18 protein-coding genes and 1 rRNA gene are annotated in these 16,334 nt (G+C 40.7%); 7 read left to right on the top strand and 12 right to left on the bottom strand.

The features are described 5' to 3' along the window. Both AU377_RS14515 and AU377_RS14510 read right to left on the bottom strand, forming a co-directional pair. Nucleotides 1–68, bottom strand: a 16S ribosomal RNA gene (locus AU377_RS14515); the annotation flags it as partial. Between the two features lie 428 nt (nucleotides 69–496). Then, a complete protein-coding gene (locus AU377_RS14510; RefSeq protein ID WP_067408498.1) occupies nucleotides 497–1,360 on the bottom strand; it encodes a nucleotidyltransferase-like protein in 864 nt (287 codons plus the stop codon). 127 nt (nucleotides 1,361–1,487) lie between these two features. On the opposite strand from AU377_RS14510, the gene AU377_RS14505 reads away from it, so the two are divergent. Beyond that, nucleotides 1,488–1,859, top strand: a complete 372-nt coding sequence (locus AU377_RS14505; RefSeq protein WP_067408496.1) for a YgzB family protein — start codon at nucleotides 1,488–1,490, stop codon at nucleotides 1,857–1,859. Between the two features lie 76 nt (nucleotides 1,860–1,935). On the opposite strand, the gene perR is transcribed toward AU377_RS14505, so the two are convergent. Next, on the bottom strand, nucleotides 1,936–2,373 hold the full coding sequence (gene perR, locus AU377_RS14500) for a peroxide-responsive transcriptional repressor PerR (RefSeq protein ID WP_067408495.1): 438 nt from the start codon (nucleotides 2,371–2,373) through the stop codon (nucleotides 1,936–1,938). 124 nt (nucleotides 2,374–2,497) lie between these two features. Continuing rightward, complete coding sequence (gene bcp, locus AU377_RS14495; protein WP_067408493.1) at nucleotides 2,498–2,974, bottom strand: thioredoxin-dependent thiol peroxidase; 477 nt, start codon at nucleotides 2,972–2,974, stop codon at nucleotides 2,498–2,500. A gap of 125 nt (nucleotides 2,975–3,099) precedes the next feature. Between bcp and AU377_RS14490 the strand changes: the two genes are divergently transcribed. Together AU377_RS14490 and AU377_RS14485 are read left to right on the top strand one after the other, a co-directional pair. Further along, the gene (locus AU377_RS14490; protein ID WP_067408491.1) at nucleotides 3,100–4,404 is read left to right on the top strand and encodes a glutamate-1-semialdehyde 2,1-aminomutase; all 1,305 of its coding nucleotides are present in this window, start codon (nucleotides 3,100–3,102) and stop codon (nucleotides 4,402–4,404) included. A 66-nt stretch (nucleotides 4,405–4,470) separates the two neighbouring features. Further along, nucleotides 4,471–5,535 (top strand): aromatic acid exporter family protein, encoded by a 1,065-nt coding sequence (locus AU377_RS14485; protein WP_067408489.1) that lies wholly within the window; start codon nucleotides 4,471–4,473, stop codon nucleotides 5,533–5,535. Nucleotides 5,536–5,595: 60 nt separating this feature from the next. Here AU377_RS14485 and AU377_RS14480 read toward each other — a convergent pair whose 3' ends face one another. The 5 genes from AU377_RS14480 to mutY all read right to left on the bottom strand — a co-directional run bounded on the left by AU377_RS14480 (nucleotide 5,596) and on the right by mutY (nucleotide 9,960). Further along, entirely contained in the window at nucleotides 5,596–7,347 is a 1,752-nt protein-coding gene (locus AU377_RS14480; protein ID WP_067408487.1) for an ABC transporter ATP-binding protein, read from the bottom strand. A gap of 48 nt (nucleotides 7,348–7,395) precedes the next feature. Further along, nucleotides 7,396–7,944 (bottom strand): DUF402 domain-containing protein, encoded by a 549-nt coding sequence (locus AU377_RS14475; protein ID WP_067408485.1) that lies wholly within the window; start codon nucleotides 7,942–7,944, stop codon nucleotides 7,396–7,398. A 246-nt stretch (nucleotides 7,945–8,190) separates the two neighbouring features. Then, the gene (locus AU377_RS15585; RefSeq protein WP_067408483.1) at nucleotides 8,191–8,388 is read right to left on the bottom strand and encodes a gamma-type small acid-soluble spore protein; all 198 of its coding nucleotides are present in this window, start codon (nucleotides 8,386–8,388) and stop codon (nucleotides 8,191–8,193) included. Between the two features lie 249 nt (nucleotides 8,389–8,637). Further along, a complete protein-coding gene (locus tag AU377_RS14465; protein ID WP_067408481.1) occupies nucleotides 8,638–8,823 on the bottom strand; it encodes a gamma-type small acid-soluble spore protein in 186 nt (61 codons plus the stop codon). A 66-nt stretch (nucleotides 8,824–8,889) separates the two neighbouring features. Further along, the gene (gene mutY, locus AU377_RS14460) at nucleotides 8,890–9,960 is read right to left on the bottom strand and encodes an A/G-specific adenine glycosylase (protein ID WP_067408479.1); all 1,071 of its coding nucleotides are present in this window, start codon (nucleotides 9,958–9,960) and stop codon (nucleotides 8,890–8,892) included. 98 nt (nucleotides 9,961–10,058) lie between these two features. Here mutY and AU377_RS14455 point away from each other — a divergent pair, with 98 nt between their 5' ends. Beyond that, the gene (locus tag AU377_RS14455) at nucleotides 10,059–11,042 is read left to right on the top strand and encodes a metal-dependent hydrolase (protein ID WP_067408477.1); all 984 of its coding nucleotides are present in this window, start codon (nucleotides 10,059–10,061) and stop codon (nucleotides 11,040–11,042) included. A gap of 46 nt (nucleotides 11,043–11,088) precedes the next feature. On the opposite strand, the gene AU377_RS14450 is transcribed toward AU377_RS14455, so the two are convergent. Further along, the gene (locus AU377_RS14450) at nucleotides 11,089–11,421 is read right to left on the bottom strand and encodes a YfhH family protein (RefSeq protein ID WP_067408475.1); all 333 of its coding nucleotides are present in this window, start codon (nucleotides 11,419–11,421) and stop codon (nucleotides 11,089–11,091) included. Continuing rightward, nucleotides 11,411–12,223: a recombination regulator RecX gene (gene recX, locus AU377_RS14445; RefSeq protein WP_067408473.1), complete on the bottom strand. Its 813-nt coding sequence runs from the start codon at nucleotides 12,221–12,223 to the stop codon at nucleotides 11,411–11,413. The genes AU377_RS14450 and recX overlap by 11 nt, the downstream gene beginning before the upstream one ends. 125 nt (nucleotides 12,224–12,348) lie before the next feature. Between recX and AU377_RS14440 the strand changes: the two genes are divergently transcribed. Continuing rightward, the gene (locus AU377_RS14440) at nucleotides 12,349–13,152 is read left to right on the top strand and encodes a polysaccharide deacetylase family protein (RefSeq protein ID WP_082732066.1); all 804 of its coding nucleotides are present in this window, start codon (nucleotides 12,349–12,351) and stop codon (nucleotides 13,150–13,152) included. A gap of 31 nt (nucleotides 13,153–13,183) precedes the next feature. Here AU377_RS14440 and AU377_RS14435 read toward each other — a convergent pair whose 3' ends face one another. Then, complete coding sequence (locus AU377_RS14435) at nucleotides 13,184–14,347, bottom strand: MFS transporter (RefSeq protein ID WP_067408471.1); 1,164 nt, start codon at nucleotides 14,345–14,347, stop codon at nucleotides 13,184–13,186. Nucleotides 14,348–14,529: 182 nt separating this feature from the next. On the opposite strand from AU377_RS14435, the gene AU377_RS14430 reads away from it, so the two are divergent. Further along, the gene (locus tag AU377_RS14430) at nucleotides 14,530–14,709 is read left to right on the top strand and encodes an SE1561 family protein (RefSeq protein WP_067408469.1); all 180 of its coding nucleotides are present in this window, start codon (nucleotides 14,530–14,532) and stop codon (nucleotides 14,707–14,709) included. 21 nt (nucleotides 14,710–14,730) lie between these two features. Next, the gene (locus AU377_RS14425) at nucleotides 14,731–16,272 is read left to right on the top strand and encodes a fumarate hydratase (RefSeq protein ID WP_067408468.1); all 1,542 of its coding nucleotides are present in this window, start codon (nucleotides 14,731–14,733) and stop codon (nucleotides 16,270–16,272) included. Nucleotides 16,273–16,334 lie beyond the last annotated feature (62 nt).

Here is a 16,334-nt window from a genome sequence, read left to right as displayed (position 1 = left end):
CGCTCGACTTGCATGTATTAGGCACGCCGCCAGCGTTCGTCCTGAGCCAGGATCAAACTCTCCATAATAGAAGAAATTGATTTGCTCAATTCTTGCTGACTTTGAATCCGAAGATTCTTGTTTTGTTCACTTCACCGACGGGGTCGGATCCGCAAATGTATTTGTTAACGTTTTGCTGTTCAGTTTTCAAGGTTCATGTTGTTGTCGTTTCTTAGCGACAACTTTTACAATATAACATTTTTCACTTTCTCTTGTCAACAACTTTTTAGTTATCTTTTTTCCGATGTTACTTACCACTTCAGAAAAGCGACTTCTATAATTTACCATCTTTCGACATGAGAGTCAAGAACTTTTTTGAGGAACTTTTTCAATCGAAACCGTTTGATGTTTCGTCTCCCCTCAAGCGACGTTTATTATACTATCATGCCTATTTTGTAATGTCAACACAATCCACAAAAATAATAGGACGAATGATTCCGTCCTATTAAGCACTTCGTTATTTAACTTTATAGTCCCTGTGAAAGATCTTTTCATTTTTCGATTCGCTTTGTATAACTTGGATAAAACCTTTTTCGACAAGAAATTCAACAAACATTTCAAGTTCTATCGAATACATCCGGAGCTCCTTATGCTCGTGAAGTTCCTGAATGGTCCAAAGACCTTTCCTAGCCATTACTTCTATAATATGACTTGCCCCATCGGCTGTTCGATTATAGATGAAGAACTCGCTTGCTAGAAATAGAAGTTCCAGTCGTTTCTCTAAAGGTTCTTCGCTCATAGTCAATTCTTCATATAACTTACAAATTGCTGGATCTATTTTTCTCACTTGCGACCAAACCGTCACTTCGGGGAATAGTCCATTTTCAATTACGGCAAGCCTTGCTAAATGATGAAGTGATTTAACAACATGATGATAAGCATCCATATAATTCCCTTGTTCAAAAAATGTTTTACCTTCTGTATAATCCCTCACGAGTTTTGAAAACTCTAGCCCCATTTTCATTTTACGTCCATAGAAGGGATATTGCTCTAACTCCTTTTTAAGTTGTTCTACAAATTCATTTCGATCAAAATAAATTTTTCCATAAAACAACCAGTCCACTACCTTACGCCTAGAGCCTAATAGCAGCCATTTTCGCAGTTGCTTTTCACTAATGACGTGCATGGCGGACTTTTCTGCCCCATTCGTGTAATGCTTTGTATATATTGGATTTTCTTCATCAGATGTTATGATCAGTAAAATCGAATCGAAGGTATCCGTAATTGGATCACCTTTTCGTCTTTTTTCAACTAGAATAACGCCGAGTGTTTCAGGAGAACTCGCCCGTTCCTGATAAATTGGCCTAAGCACTTGTTCCATCACTACACCTCCCTAGCGTAATCCTTTCGACAGAGATAAAAGGTATTCCTTCAATGCGTGTAGGAAAAATAACGAGAAGATCAAAAAATATGCTATAGTAATTGAGGATAGACGAGGAGGATCGTAGATGAAACCATATAAAAATAAGATTAACCGTGTACGTTCTTTTGCACTTTGGCTAATTTTTCTTGGGATTGCTATTATGTACTTAGGTATTTTCTTTAGAAAAAATGAAATCATCATGCTCCTATTTATTGTTCTGGGTATGTTATCCATACTTGCGAGTACAGTTGTATATGTCTGGATTGGATCTTTATCCACGCGGGCCGTACAAATTGTATGTCCAAGTTGTGGAAAGCCAACGAAAATGCTTGGACGTGTCGATATGTGTATGCATTGCCGCGAACCGCTTACATTAGATCCTTCATTAGAAGGGAAGGAATTTAACGAATCCTATAATCGAAAAAGCAAACGCAAGGCAGCCCGCGGTACAAAATAAAACGAACCACCCCATAATACACTCCCTTGCCAATAAAAAAATCCGCTTCCTCCTAAAAAAGGTAGCGGATTTTTTATTATTGCACGTTCACATTGGAACAAGCTGGACATGTTCCATAAACTTCAAGGCGATGCGAGTTTACTTGAAAACCTGTCATGTAAGAAGCAAGCCGCTCTACCTCTTCAAGTCCCGGATGATGAAAATCAACAATTGTACCACACTCATCACAAATAATATGATAGTGATCGTGGGTAACAAAATCGAATCGACTTGATGCATCACCATATGTCAATTCTTTAATAAGCCCAACATTTCGGAACACACGGAGATTGTTGTAAACAGTTGCTACACTCATGCTCGGAAAATCACTTTCAAGTGATTTGTATATTTCATCGGCAGTCGGGTGTAAATGAGAAGAAATTAAGTATTCTAAAATTGCATGCCTTTGCGGAGTAATTCGCACTCCATTTGTTTTTAATGCGTCCAGCGCGTCTTTCAATTGTACTTCAGACATCGCTTTGCACCCCAGTCCTTAAATATTGATTACTTCATTGTAATCATTATAATTAGTTTACTTAAAGGTCCATGCAAATGTCAACTATCGTACTACTTGTCAACCTCAATACCGTTTAGATCGTTTAGGAATTGACAAGTTGCTCTAAAGTCTCAAGCGCTTCTTGAATATGTCCTTTTACTTTCACTTTTCGCCATTCCTTTACGACTTTACCTGATGGATCAATTAAAAACGTCGAACGCTCAATGCCCATGTATTCCCTTCCGAACATCTTTTTCAATTTCCAAACACCATATTTTTCGGCAACACTATGATCTGCATCTACTAGTAAATTAAATGGCAAATTATGTTTGCCAATAAACTTTTCATGTGATGCTTCACTATCAGGACTCACGCCTAAGATTATGGCATTTAATCCGCTAAAGTCCTCATATGCATCACGGAAATCGCACGCTTGCGTTGTGCAGCCCGGTGTAGAATCTTTCGGATAAAAATAAAGTACAACATATTTTTCTCCCGAGTAATCTTTTAGGGAAACCATTTCTCCTTTTTCATTCGGTATTGTAAAACCAGGTGCCTGCAATCCTTCAAGTTGTGTCATTTATAATTCCTCCAGTTCTTCCTTTTCCTCATCGTACCGAACGGGAAGTGCCTTTTCAATTGTTTGGCGTAATAGAGTTGTTTTGTTTACAATAGGAAATGACTGATGAAATCGGAGGAATTGAGATGAATAGAATGAAATCAGAACAAATTTATAAAGAGGCTTGTGAACATATTGTTGGCGGCGTCAATAGCCCCTCCCGCGGATACCGAGCTGTCGGCGGTGGTGCACCCGTTGTCATGAAACGTGCAGAAGGCGCATATTTTTGGGATGTCGATGGCAATAAATATATAGATTATTTAGGGGCATACGGACCCATTATCGCCGGACATGCAAATCCACATATTTCCAAAGCAATTGCCCATGCGGCAGAAACCGGCGTACTCTATGGTACACCGACCCCCCACGAAGTGAAATTCGCAAAAATGTTAAAAGAAGCAATGCCAGGTATGGATAAAGTAAGGTTTGTCAATTCCGGAACAGAAGCGGTCATGACGACGATCCGTGTTGCCCGCGCCTATACAAACCGAACGAAAATCATGAAATTTGCCGGCTGTTACCATGGACATTCTGACCTTGTCCTTGTCGCTGCCGGATCAGGGCCCGCAACACTAGGCACACCCGATTCAGCAGGGGTTCCTGCATCCATTGCAAAGGAAGTTATTACGATTCCTTTCAACAATCCAGACGCCTATAAGGAAGCAATGGAAAAATGGGGAGATGAAATTGCTTGCGTTCTTGTCGAACCGATTGTCGGCAACTTTGGAATTGTAGAGCCAAATGAAGGATTTTTACCGCTTGTTCATGACCTGGCAGCGAAGCATGGCGCCTTAATCGTTTACGACGAGGTCATTACTGCTTTCCGCTTCCATTACGGCGGGGCGCAAGATTTACTTGGCTTAACACCGGATCTTACAGCACTCGGAAAGATTATTGGTGGTGGGTTACCAATCGGTGCATACGGCGGTAAAAAAGAAATTATGGATAAAGTGGCACCATTAGGACCGGCTTACCAGGCAGGTACAATGGCCGGAAACCCGGCTTCTATGCTTGCCGGAATCGCATGCCTTGAAGTTCTGCAAGAACCCGGCATTTACGAAAAAATGGATCGTCTTGCTGCTCGTTTAGAGTCCGGCATTTTAGAAGCGGCTAAGAAACACGGAGTCACTTTAACAACGAACCGGCTTGGCGGTGCATTAACGCTCTTTTTCACCGATCAAAAGGTTGAAAATTACGAGCAAGCTGAGGCAACAGACGGGGATGCTTTTGCGAAGTTCTTTAAACTAATGTTGAAAAATGGAGTGAACTTGGCGCCATCAAAATACGAGGCCTGGTTCTTAACAATTGCACATACCGAACAAGACATCGAGGATACAATCGATGCTGTGAATCGTTCATTTGAAGAATTGGCCTCAGTTTTGAATAGTTGACCGTTAGGGTCAAGTAGGATAAGGTACAATAAGAAAAATAGTGATCACTTAGAAAGGAATTCTTACATGAAACTTGGTGCCCGCATTTTTAAAACGGGCATTGCGATTGTATTCGCATTGTTCCTTGCTACAATTTTACAATTGCCACATCCTGTATTTGCGGGAATCGCCGCGATTTTTGCGATTCAACCTTCAATTTATCGATCGTACTTAACAATCATTGAACAAATTCAAGGTAATATTATAGGCGCAGTCGTGGCAGTTACTTTCGTTCTGCTTTTCGGTCATCAGCTTGTCATCGTTGGCCTCGCCGCTATGATTATCATTTTAATCATGCTGAAGCTAGGCCTTGAAAAATCTATTTCTTTGGCACTTGTGATGATGATCGCGATAATGGAAATTCAAGGTGAAGAGTTTTCAGCTTTTGCTTTAACACGTTTCATAACGATCGTGATTGGTGTACTTGCGTCCTTTACCGTAAACTTACTATTTATGCCACCTAAATACGAGACAAAGCTATTTCAATCCGTCCAAAAAACGCAGGATGAAATCATACGCTGGACTCGTCTTGCGGGAAGACAGGCATCTGAGCACATCGCAACAAAGAAATCATTAAATCAATTAAAAGAACAGCTAACACATGTAGAACATTTGTATTTACTATTTAAAGAAGAACGAAGTTATTTTCAAAAAAAACATCTTGCAAAGGCAAGAAAGCTCGTCATTTATAGACAAATGTTAGCAGCGTCAAGAAGCAGTTATGACGTTTTGAAAAGACTTCATCGATTTGAAAATGAATTAATTAATTTACCAGAGCATTTTCGAATGATGGTACAAGAACGGCTCGATACATTGCTCACTTATCATGAACAATTACATTTAAAGTTTACCGGCAAGTTAAAATCGGAAGTAGCAAATAGCAGTCTCCAAGCAGAATACGTCCAACGACATGAGGTGCTTGAGATTTTCGCGAAGGAGATTGCACTTGCAAAGGAAGAAGAAGAGTTTTCTGCGTACCACCTTCTTCATATCCTCTCATCCATCTTAAATTACGAGGAGCAATTGGAGCATTTAGATAAGCTAATTGTTTCCTTCCAAAAGCATCACTATGAGGAATTAACCCAAGAATAATGAAAGAGCGATCCAATTTTCAATACGGATCGCTCTTTTTTGGATTCCATTAGCTACTCATTACTTCCCTAGTGATTGCACTTGAAACAATCCATAATAGATGCCTTGTTTCTCCATAAGCTGTTCATGTGTGCCGTATTCTTTTACTTCACCCGTGTCGATCACGAAAATTTTGTCTGCATGTGTAATGGTGGATAATCGATGTGCCACAACAAGTGTTGTTCGATCACTGACCAATCTTTCCAGCGATTCTTGGATCAGTGCCTCGCTTTCCAGATCAAGCGCGGATGTCGCTTCGTCCAGAATTAAAAGTGGAGGGTTTTTTAAAAATACGCGCGCGATGGCAATTCTCTGTTTCTGTCCTCCTGATAATTTGACGCCGCGCTCTCCTACCTGCGTATCATAACCGTCCGGCAAAGCTTCGATAAATTCATGCGCATTCGCCGCTTTCGCCGCTGCGAACACTTCCTCATCCGTCGCATCTGGTTTCCCCATTAAAATATTGCTTTTGACTGAATCACTAAAAAGAATTGTATCCTGTAAAACCATGCCAATTTGATCGCGTAATGAATGGATCGTAACATCCCTTACATTATGTCCGTCAATTGAAATTGCACCGCTCGTGACATCAAAAAAACGAGGTATTAGACTCACTACTGTGGATTTCCCTCCGCCGCTCATTCCGACAAACGCAACAGTTTCTCCTGGGTTCACTGTAAAGCTAATATTGCGCAACACAGCCTCCCCGCCCGCTTCATAGGAAAAACTTACATCGTCAAATTGAATTTCCCCTTGAATCGGTGGTAACTTTCGTGCGTCTTTTTTATCCGTAATATCATATTTCTCTTCCATTAAATCAAAAACCCGATCCATGGAAGCAAATGATTGTGTCAAGGAGGTAGATGAATTGACCAATCTTCGAAGCGGGCTATACAAACGTTCAATATAGGCGATAAATGCAACCATCGTTCCGACTGACAAATGCTCATTAATCACTTGGTAGCCTGCGTAACCAATCACAAGTAAAGGCGCAATATCTGTAATCGTATTGACGACAGCAAACGCTTTTGCATTCCACCTCGTATGATCCAATGCCCGTTCCAAAAAACTATCGTTTGTTTTATTAAATCGCTCACGTTCCGTTTTTTCTAAGGCAAAACTTTTAATAACGCTAACCCCTGCAATCCGTTCATGCAAATAACTTTGCACATCCGCAAGCGCTTGTGATCTTTGACGAGTTAACTGCCGCAGTTTACCGAAGAAATGCTTTACACTATAGGCGTAAAAAGGAAATGCCAATAGCGTCACGATCGTAAGCGATATATCCATCGTTAACATAATAACAATGGCGATCAAAATCGTAGCCAAATCTAACCAAACATTCATAAGGCCAATCACGACAAAGTTTTTTGTTTGCTCTACATCATTGATGATGCGAGAAATGATTTCACCAGCCCGCGTATTCGAATAATAGCGCAAGCTTAACTTTTGTAAATGTGCATATAGATTTTGCCGAATATCATATAAAATTTTGTTGCTGACATATTGGGCAAAATACTGTCTATAATATTCAACCGGCGGACGAATAAGGAAGAAAACAAGTATTGTTCCACCGAGCCAGTAAAATAAGTATTTTGTTTTTTCATCGGCAGTTAATGTTTCTTCACCGATAATATCATCGATAACAATTTTCATTAGTAATGGGATAAATAGTGGAATCGCAAACTTTATAACACCTATAATGATCGTGAAAATGATTTGCCAGTTATACGGTTTTACAAATTGTAAGTACCTTTTAATGCTGTCCCCCATATCTACTCTCCTCATACGAAAAGCCTGCCACCTTTGCCTTGGGCAGGCTCAATCATTGCTTGTGTTAACTTGTTTATAAAATTCATATCGGGATGTCCATACTTCGATAAAATCCGGCGCAAAAGGTCCTTTTCGCTTTTTTATCCAACCTAAGAGCTTATCTAAATTACGCTTTAATATTTGATCGATCACTTCTGGATAACCCATTTGTTTTTTATGCTCCACATATTCGTCTTCATCCAATATCATATAGCTCATATCTGGAAAAACTTTTACATCCAGATCGTAGTCAATGTATTTTAATGATTTATTGTCATAAACGAATGGTGAACTCATATTTACGTAATAATAAACGCCATCTTCACGCAACATACAAATAATATTAAACCAATGCTCGGCATGAAAATAACAGATCGAAGGCTCCCGCGTTAACCAAGTGCGTCCATCCGCTTCCGTTACAAGCGTACGTTCATTTGCCCCAATAATAATATTTCTTGTTCCTTTTAAAACGACCGTCTCTTGCCAAACACGGTGAATGCTGCCGTCATGCTTATAACTATGTACTTGAATCGTGTTTCCTTCTTTTGCGATTGCCATTAATAAAACCACCTTTTAGTTGCCCAAAAACAAAAATATCAGTATTCCCCCATTATACCAACCGAGTGGTGAAAATTGAAACTTTTCAACCGAAAAGAATAATCAATTACACCGAAGGCTTGGGCCAACAGGACGTGGCGACCTTAACCTGCGTTCCCCTATTTAGTGGGCTTCTGAACATCCGCTAAATAAAATAAAAAAGAACCGGCAAAGGCAATGCCTTTGCCGGCCGGTGATGTCAATCCATTACTTCGTGCTGTTTCCGAATCGGTTCGCGTACGGACCGGAAGCTTTTATTTTACCAGCTTCTGCTTGTTGGTTTTGTCGCTTCACTTGATTCACATCAATTTCCGTACCAAATTCAACTTGTGCCATCGGATTTGCACCCGGGTTTTGTTCGCCGTAAATTCTCGCGTTTTTTGTCCTTCTTAGCTTTTCTGTCATGGATCTTTCACCTCCGTGCAATTATCGTGTGCACCTATTTCTTTTTTATTCGAAAGAATAATCAATGACGCCTTGGCGTAATTTTACCCGTAGGATACGAGTATGCAACTGTTGCCAATCGAACAGCGAAGGGTTCGATTGGCCTTAATTTCTGCGTACTTTGAGGATATGGCGACCTTAGCCTGCGTCCCCCTAACTAAAAAATAACCGGCAAAAGCAATGCTTTTGCCGGCCGGTGATGTCAATCCATTACTTTGTGTTGCTGTTTCCGAATCGGTTCGCGAACGGACCGGAAGCTTGCGCTTTCCCTCTTTCTGCTTGCTGAACTTGTTTTCTGACCTGATTTACATCAGTTTCAGATCCAAACTCAGCTTGTGCATTCGGATTCATCGCATTTTGGTTTTGCTTACCAAAATTTTTCGGGTTTTTTGTCATGGACTTTTCACCTCCGTGCAATTATCGTGTGCACTTATTATTTTTTTATTCAAAGGATTCATTTACCTATTCATCCATGCATCTTTGTTTTTTAATTTCTTCCCAAATTTTCAACATCGGTACAGGCATTGGGAGCGCATTTACTTCTTCCGCCGTGAACAATTGATAATTCGATAGCAATTTAATCGGGTCGTTTATTCGAGCTGTGAAACTTTTCAGATCCCATGTTAAATGGGTGAAAATATGTTTAAATGACAACAGTTCTTCCATGTTTTTCGGAACAATTTCCATTTCTTTTTCAATCTGTTTTTTCGGTGATGACCCGCTCGTTAATTCTACCGTCGGAAATTCCCATAAATTTGCGAGTAATCCTTTAGATGGACGTTTTCTTAACAACCATTTACCTTCCTCATTTTGAAGAGCATAAGCTGCGATTGGAATCGTTTTATTCGCTGTTTTTTTTGTTTTGATCGGCAATTCATCTTGTCTTCCTTCGTGAAAAGCCGAACAAAAGTCCATAACTGGACAAAGTAAACATTTGGGGTTTGGCGTACAAATCGTTGCACCAAGCTCCATAAGTCCTTGGTTGAAAGAAGATGGATCTTCCGGGTCAATTAAGTCCATAACCACTTGTTCAAATATTTTTTTATTGCGCGGAATGGCGATATCTTCTTCAATGAGTAGAAGCCTAGAAATGACGCGCATGACATTGCCGTCAACTGCATGTTCGGGTATGCCGAATGCAATACTTAAAACAGCCCCGGCTGTATAAGGTCCAACTCCTTTTAACGTCGATATGTCTTTTCGATTCGCAGGGATTTTACCACCGTAGCTCTCGATTACTTCTTTAACACCTGTTTGTAAATTTCGTGCCCTCGAGTAGTAGCCAAGTCCTTCCCATAATTTCAACAGATCATGCTCGTCGGCTTCGGCTAGTGCTTCCATCGTTGGAAAAGCTTTGATAAAACGCTCATAATACGGAATCACTGTGTCAACTCTTGTTTGCTGGAGCATCACTTCAGATACCCAAATATAATAGGGATTATTCGTTCTTCGCCATGGTAAATCTCTTTTTTCACGGTTATACCAAGATAGGAGCGCCTCGCGAAATTCGACTTTTTTCTCGATTATTTGCATCACTGACTCCTTTTCGCATATGCTTATTGTTAATAGAAATGGGTATAGTTAAATGACAGACGACCGCCCCACCTTTCAGCCAAAAGGAGTGATTGACCATGGACACAGGTACACATATTGTGATGGGCGTAGCACTTAGCGGGCTCGCACTTGCAGATCCAGTCGTTTCGGCTGATCCAGTGATTACAAGTACCGTGGCTGTCGGTGTCATTGTCGGATCATTAATACCCGACATTGATACTGTATTAAAATTACGAAACAATGCGGTATATATTCGAAATCATCGTGGTATTACCCACTCGATTCCTGCTGTTTTATTATGGCCTCTTGTCATTTCAATTGTGTTGTCATTATTTGAACCTAGTGTGAATTTTCTCCATTTGTGGGCTTGGACGTTTCTAGCTGTTTTCTTACATGTGTTTGTTGATATTTTTAATTCGTACGGAACACAGGCATTGCGTCCATTTTCGAAAAAATGGGTTGCCATAGGCGTTATTAACACATTCGATCCTGTCATATTCGTTTTACATATTATTGCCCTGCTCGCTTGGTGGATTGGTACGGACCCAGTCCCTACGATCATGGTATTATATGTGGTGATTTTCTTTTATTATTTACTTCGCTTTGCAGTCAAAGCCGCTGTCAAACGAGCCGTTTACAATACAGTGCCCGATGCAGTTGAAATTTTTATTGCGCCAACGATTCGTTTTTTCCAATGGCGTGTAGCTGCTTCCTCCGAAACATGCCATTACGTTGGACGAGCATATGGAAGATCCGTCAATATTTACGATCGCTTCGAGCGGGAACCGATGCCTGTCTCTCCGGAAATAGAGGCGGCCATGACAGATCCGAACATTGCTGCATTTGTCTCCTTCTCCACCATTTATCGATGGTCTGTTTCATCGGTCGGAGACCTTTACGAGGTGCGTCTCATCGATTTACGCTATCGCAGTAAAGGATATTATCCTTTTGTGGCAGTTGCACATATTGATAAGAACTTAACCGTTATCAATTCTTATACAGGGTGGATTTTCTCTGAGGATAAACTAAGAAAAAAATTAAATTTCATCCCCAATTCCTAAAGAGAAGCTGCATCGCACCCGCGAAGCAGCTTCTTTTTCTTTTCACCTACATCCCAGACTTCACATTTTTTAACATTGCCAAAGGAAGTGCTTCCTCTGCACGTTCACCACCTAAACGATAGCCCCACGCAAAGCGCCCTTTCAAATAATCCACATGGAAATAGACGCCTTCATCGCCATCGATTCGGTAAATTTCACCTGGTTCAATGGATTCCGGATCTATCAAATACGACTGTGCCATGACAGCTTTGCGTTGATAAACCGCATACTCGTTTAGATAACCAAGTTGCTCCGCCTTTCGAGCTTTCTCCATGAGTCGACCTATTTCAGAACGTAATTCATATTCATTCATTTCACTGTACATTTTTTCATTCGTCATACTCTTCACCTTCTTTTTGTTCGATAAATTGATCAATCCGATCCATCGGAATGCCCTTTTGATACATCGCTTGCTTCACTCGACTGTTTCTATTAAACCCACTAAATTTACTACTATAACGACGCCAAGCCTTCTCGCCGATCGATTGCGTAATGGCTGTCCATTCGTCCTCGTCCCTTTCAATTTCAACAGATTCCAGTGCCTGTTTGACGATGTCAAATGAATATCCTTTTCGATGAAGCGCATTTTGAATTCTTTGTTTCACTTGGGCGGGAGACAACCCGCGATTAGATTTTGCTGTTTTTGCTGCAAGTTCCTGGGCAATTTCCAATTGTTCTTCCTCGGAATAGGCTTCCAATACTTGTTCTTGCAGCTCTTTTTCAATACCTTTTTTCTGCATTTCTTGCCGAATCGCACGTGGCCCTTTTCGAAATGCATTTTTCTGTGTTTGTAAAAGCGCATTTGAAAAAGCATCATCATTTAAAAAGCCTAGGCGTTTTAATTTTACAATCGCCTCTAAAACAACGGCTTCCCCGTAACCCGATTCTAGCAGTTTGCTCTTCACTTCGTATTCACTGCGCATTCGAAAGGCAAGATAATGGAGAGCCCGATTAAAAGCTTTTTGTATTTCATCATCATAAACCATGTCTTCAATAGCCCAATCATCGAGAGACATTCCTTTTGTAAGTCCAAATTTCACTAAAACTGATTCATGGACACTCATTGCATATTTTTCATCAATATATATATTATAACGTTCCGCATCCCGCTTCTGCTGTGTAATTTTCGTGATTACAGGCAATCATCCATTCCCCCTTGCCCTACCAGTATACATGTTCTACAAGTTTTGTTCAGTTTCCGAATTCATATAGTAAAGTATAACATTTGCGATCTTGCACATCCTATCCGAAAAGGAGGGTGTGTTTTATGCTGAAACAGCATAGTATCGGTGTTGCTCTTGCTGCTTTCATTATGCTTGCCGGGTTGATCTTTAATCCATTTGTCGCAGATGCAGAGGAATTCCATTGGGGATTTAAACGGGCGACGAATGGGGTTCCACCAAGCGCAGGTGCTGCACTCGATCAATTATTAGACAAACACGGTGCCATCTATAAAGGGAAACCTGATGAAAAAATTGTTTATTTAACATTTGATAACGGTTATGAAGCGGGATACACGGAAAGCATTTTAGATACACTACAAAAAGAAAAAGCACCTGCAACTTTTTTTCTGACCGGACATTATTTAAAAAGTGCCACGCCGCTCGTTAAACGAATGATTAAAGACGGTCATGGAATTGGAAATCATTCTTATGATCATCCAAACTTAACAAATTTATCCGATCAAAAATTAACAGCAGAATGGACTAAATTTGATGATCTTCTTCGTGAGTTGACAGGTGTCAAACGCACCGTCTACACACGACCTCCAGAAGGAGTTTTCAATGAAAAAGTTTTGGCGAAAGGAAATGAACTTGGGTATCGTCACATTTTTTGGTCAATCGCTTATATTGATTGGCATAAAGATAAACCAAAAGGACGTGACTATGCCTACAATGAGCTGATGAAGCAATTGCACCCCGGCGCTGTTATTTTAATGCATACTGTCTCACCCGATAACGCAGAAGCACTTCCTTTATTCATAAAAGATGCTAAGAAAGCGGGTTATTCTTTCCGCTCTCTCGATGATCTCGTTTTGGAATATGAAAACATTAACTCCATCTTGCGATAAGAAAAAAGCGTCTAAAAATGGACGCTTTTTCCTATATAGTTTGATATTGACGTGTTTTTCCAAAAAGGCAGGCAAGAAACAAGATCCCAAGAAAAATTGAAATAATGATCAAATAACTAAAACTTGTCGCCAATTCCAGAAAAAGACCACCTAAAAATGGACCCGTTAAGCTCCCGATACTAAAAAAGATACCACATAATAGGTTTCCTGCCGGTAGAAGGTTTTTAGGTGTCAGGTCTGTCATATACGAAATGCCAAGAGAAAATGAGGAACCGATACATAAACCCGCAACAAAAAACATTGCTAAGATAGCGATGCTAGAAGCCTCTAAAAAACTAGCAATGAAAAACGACAAGGATCCTCCGCCAAGTGCCAGTAAAAAAACAGGTCTTCTGCCAATACGATCCGATAACACACCAAGCGGCAATTGAGACACAATTCCACCGATCGAAAACGCTGATAAAATGAAAGATACAAGTGTTAGTTCAATACCGATCCTAAGTGCATAGACAGGGAACATAGCATTGAGCGATGATTCTAAAAAGCCGTAGCCAAATGGACCGAGAAAAGCAATCCACGCAATCCCCATTAGCGTTTTGAACCGAGTGAAAAACTGCTCATTATTAGTATTCCCTTTCATAACATCAGGAAAATCATTCTTTAATCCGAATACTAGTGACCATGCCAATAGACAAAGAAATCCAGAAACGATGAAAGGCAATCCTTCAAATATATTGACGAGTGGGACAAATAGTGGCCCCGCTGCAAATCCTACTCCAAATGACAATCCATAAATTGCAATGTTACGCCCTAATCTTTGCTGGGAAGAAAAGCTTGTAATCCATGTTTGTGTTGAAAAATGAAGGGCATGGTCTCCAATCCCAATTAACAACCTAAGGACAAACCAAAATACAATGTTTTTCCATAACGGAAACAAGAAAAGGGAGAGAATGACAATGAATCCACCCCACACAATAATTGGCTTATAACCGTATCTTCTTAACGGAGCTTCCATGAAAGGAGATATTAAAAGAGTTCCTATGTATAATCCTGTTGCATTTAATCCATTTAGCGCACTAGAAATGCCGTCTCTTTCAAAGATTGCGGAAATGAGCGGAAGCAGCATTCCTTGAGAAAACCCCGAGATGGATACGATAATGACAAGAATCCAAAAACGCTTTTTCTCACTTTGCATTGCTTCATCCCCTTTCGTCTTTGCTGTTAGACGATTTTACCATAGGATTAATACGGTGAGGAAAAATATTAACTTTAACAGATTTCAAACGATGACTAAGCCTTCTACTTATCGCGCTGTTCTCCTTCGTTGAAAAATTCCATTTTTTCGTATACGCTAGTAGTATAGAAAGAGGTGTTCTGATGAACGATAAGTCAAATGGTTCTCATGTCGAAGGATTGAAAATTAGGCTTCACCAATTCCTCGAATCGCTTGATGCAATTGAACCCGAAACAGCTGATCTGCAAGAAATTGATCGCCTGATTGACATGATTGATGAGCTTGAAGAGCAAATGGAAAAAATAAAGAAAACTGATCAATAATCCTTAGGGGGAAATTTGAGAATGTACATAGAACAAATTGAAAAAAGTATGTATGACCTCATTTGCGAAACGTCGACAAATCTTCCAAAAGATGTAAGGCGTGCAATTCGTGCTGCAAAAGAACAAGAGAACGCCGGCACTCGTGCTGCAATGAGCCTAGATACAATCGCAAAAAACATCAACATGGCGGACGATAAGCTGTCGCCAATCTGTCAAGATACCGGACTTCCTACTTTTAAAATTAAAACACCAATTAGCGTAAATCAGCTAGAGATTAAAGAAGCTATCCACCGAGCGCTCATTCAAGCTACACAAGATGGGAAGTTGCGTCCAAACGCCGTTGATTCGCTAACAGGAGATAATAGTGGTAACAACATTGGCACTGGCATCCCGGTTATCAAGTTTGAACAATGGGAAAAAGATTATATTGAAGTAAAGCTTATTTTAAAAGGCGGCGGATGTGAAAATAAAAACATCCAGTATAGTCTGCCTATGGAACTTGAAGGACTCGGACGTGCCGGACGTGACCTTGATGGGATCCGTAAATGTATTTTGCATTCTGTTTACCAAGCACAAGGATACGGCTGCTCGGCAGGATTCATCGGTGTTGGTATTGGCGGCGACCGAGCGTCGGGCTATGAACTCGCAAAAGACCAGCTTTTCCGCGAAGTTGACGATATCAATCCAAACCCAAAGTTGGCAGATCTTGAAAAGTATATAATGGAATCTGCAAACAAACTAGGCATTGGAACAATGGGCTTCGGCGGCGAAGCAACGCTCCTAGGCTGTAAAATCGGCGTCATGGACCGGCTCCCTGCAAGTTTTTATGTTTCAGTAGCCTATAACTGTTGGGCATACCGGAGAACGGCTGTCGATATCAATCCAGAAACAGGTGACGTCATCAAATGGCATTATGCCGATGGTGAGAAAATTAGATTCGAACAAGATGAACAGCAAGCAGCTGAACAGCAGTCAACTGCTCGTACGGTAGAGCTTACTGCTCCCGTTTCAGAAGAGCAAATCCGGGATTTAAAAGTAGGAGATGTCGTAAAAATTAATGGCTTGATCTACACAGGCCGCGATGAAATTCATAAACACCTAATGGATCATGATGCACCAGTGGATTTGGATGGTCAAATTATTTACCACTGCGGCCCAGTTGTCTTAAAAGACAAAGAGGGCAATTATGAAATTGTCGCTGCTGGACCCACTACGTCTGCACGAGAAGAACCTTATCAAGGCGATATTATGAAAAAGTTTGGTGTTCGTGCTGTTATTGGAAAAGGCGGTATGGGTCCAAAAACCCTTTCTGCACTTCAAGAACACGGCGGCGTTTACCTAAATGCGATCGGCGGCGCTGCACAATATTATGCAGATTGCATTCAAGCAGTCGAAGGCGTGGATTTGCTTGAATTCGGTATTCCTGAGGCAATGTGGCATTTACGCGTTGAAGGCTTCACTGCTGTCGTCACCATGGATTCACATGGAAATAGCCTGCATGCTGACGTTGACAAATCTTCGTTAGAAAAGCTTGCACAATTCAAAGAACCAGTGTTTAGCTAAGTAAGTGGAATGCCCTGCCGATTTGGCAGGGCATTTTTTTAGTTAAAGAATGTAGCCCATCA

The organism is Sporosarcina sp. HYO08, assembly GCF_001563475.1.
In the GTDB taxonomy this organism is placed as follows: Bacteria; Bacillota; Bacilli; order Bacillales_A; family Planococcaceae; genus Sporosarcina.
Note: the sequence above shows the minus strand (reverse complement) of the source record. Positions and strands in the feature narration are given on the sequence as shown.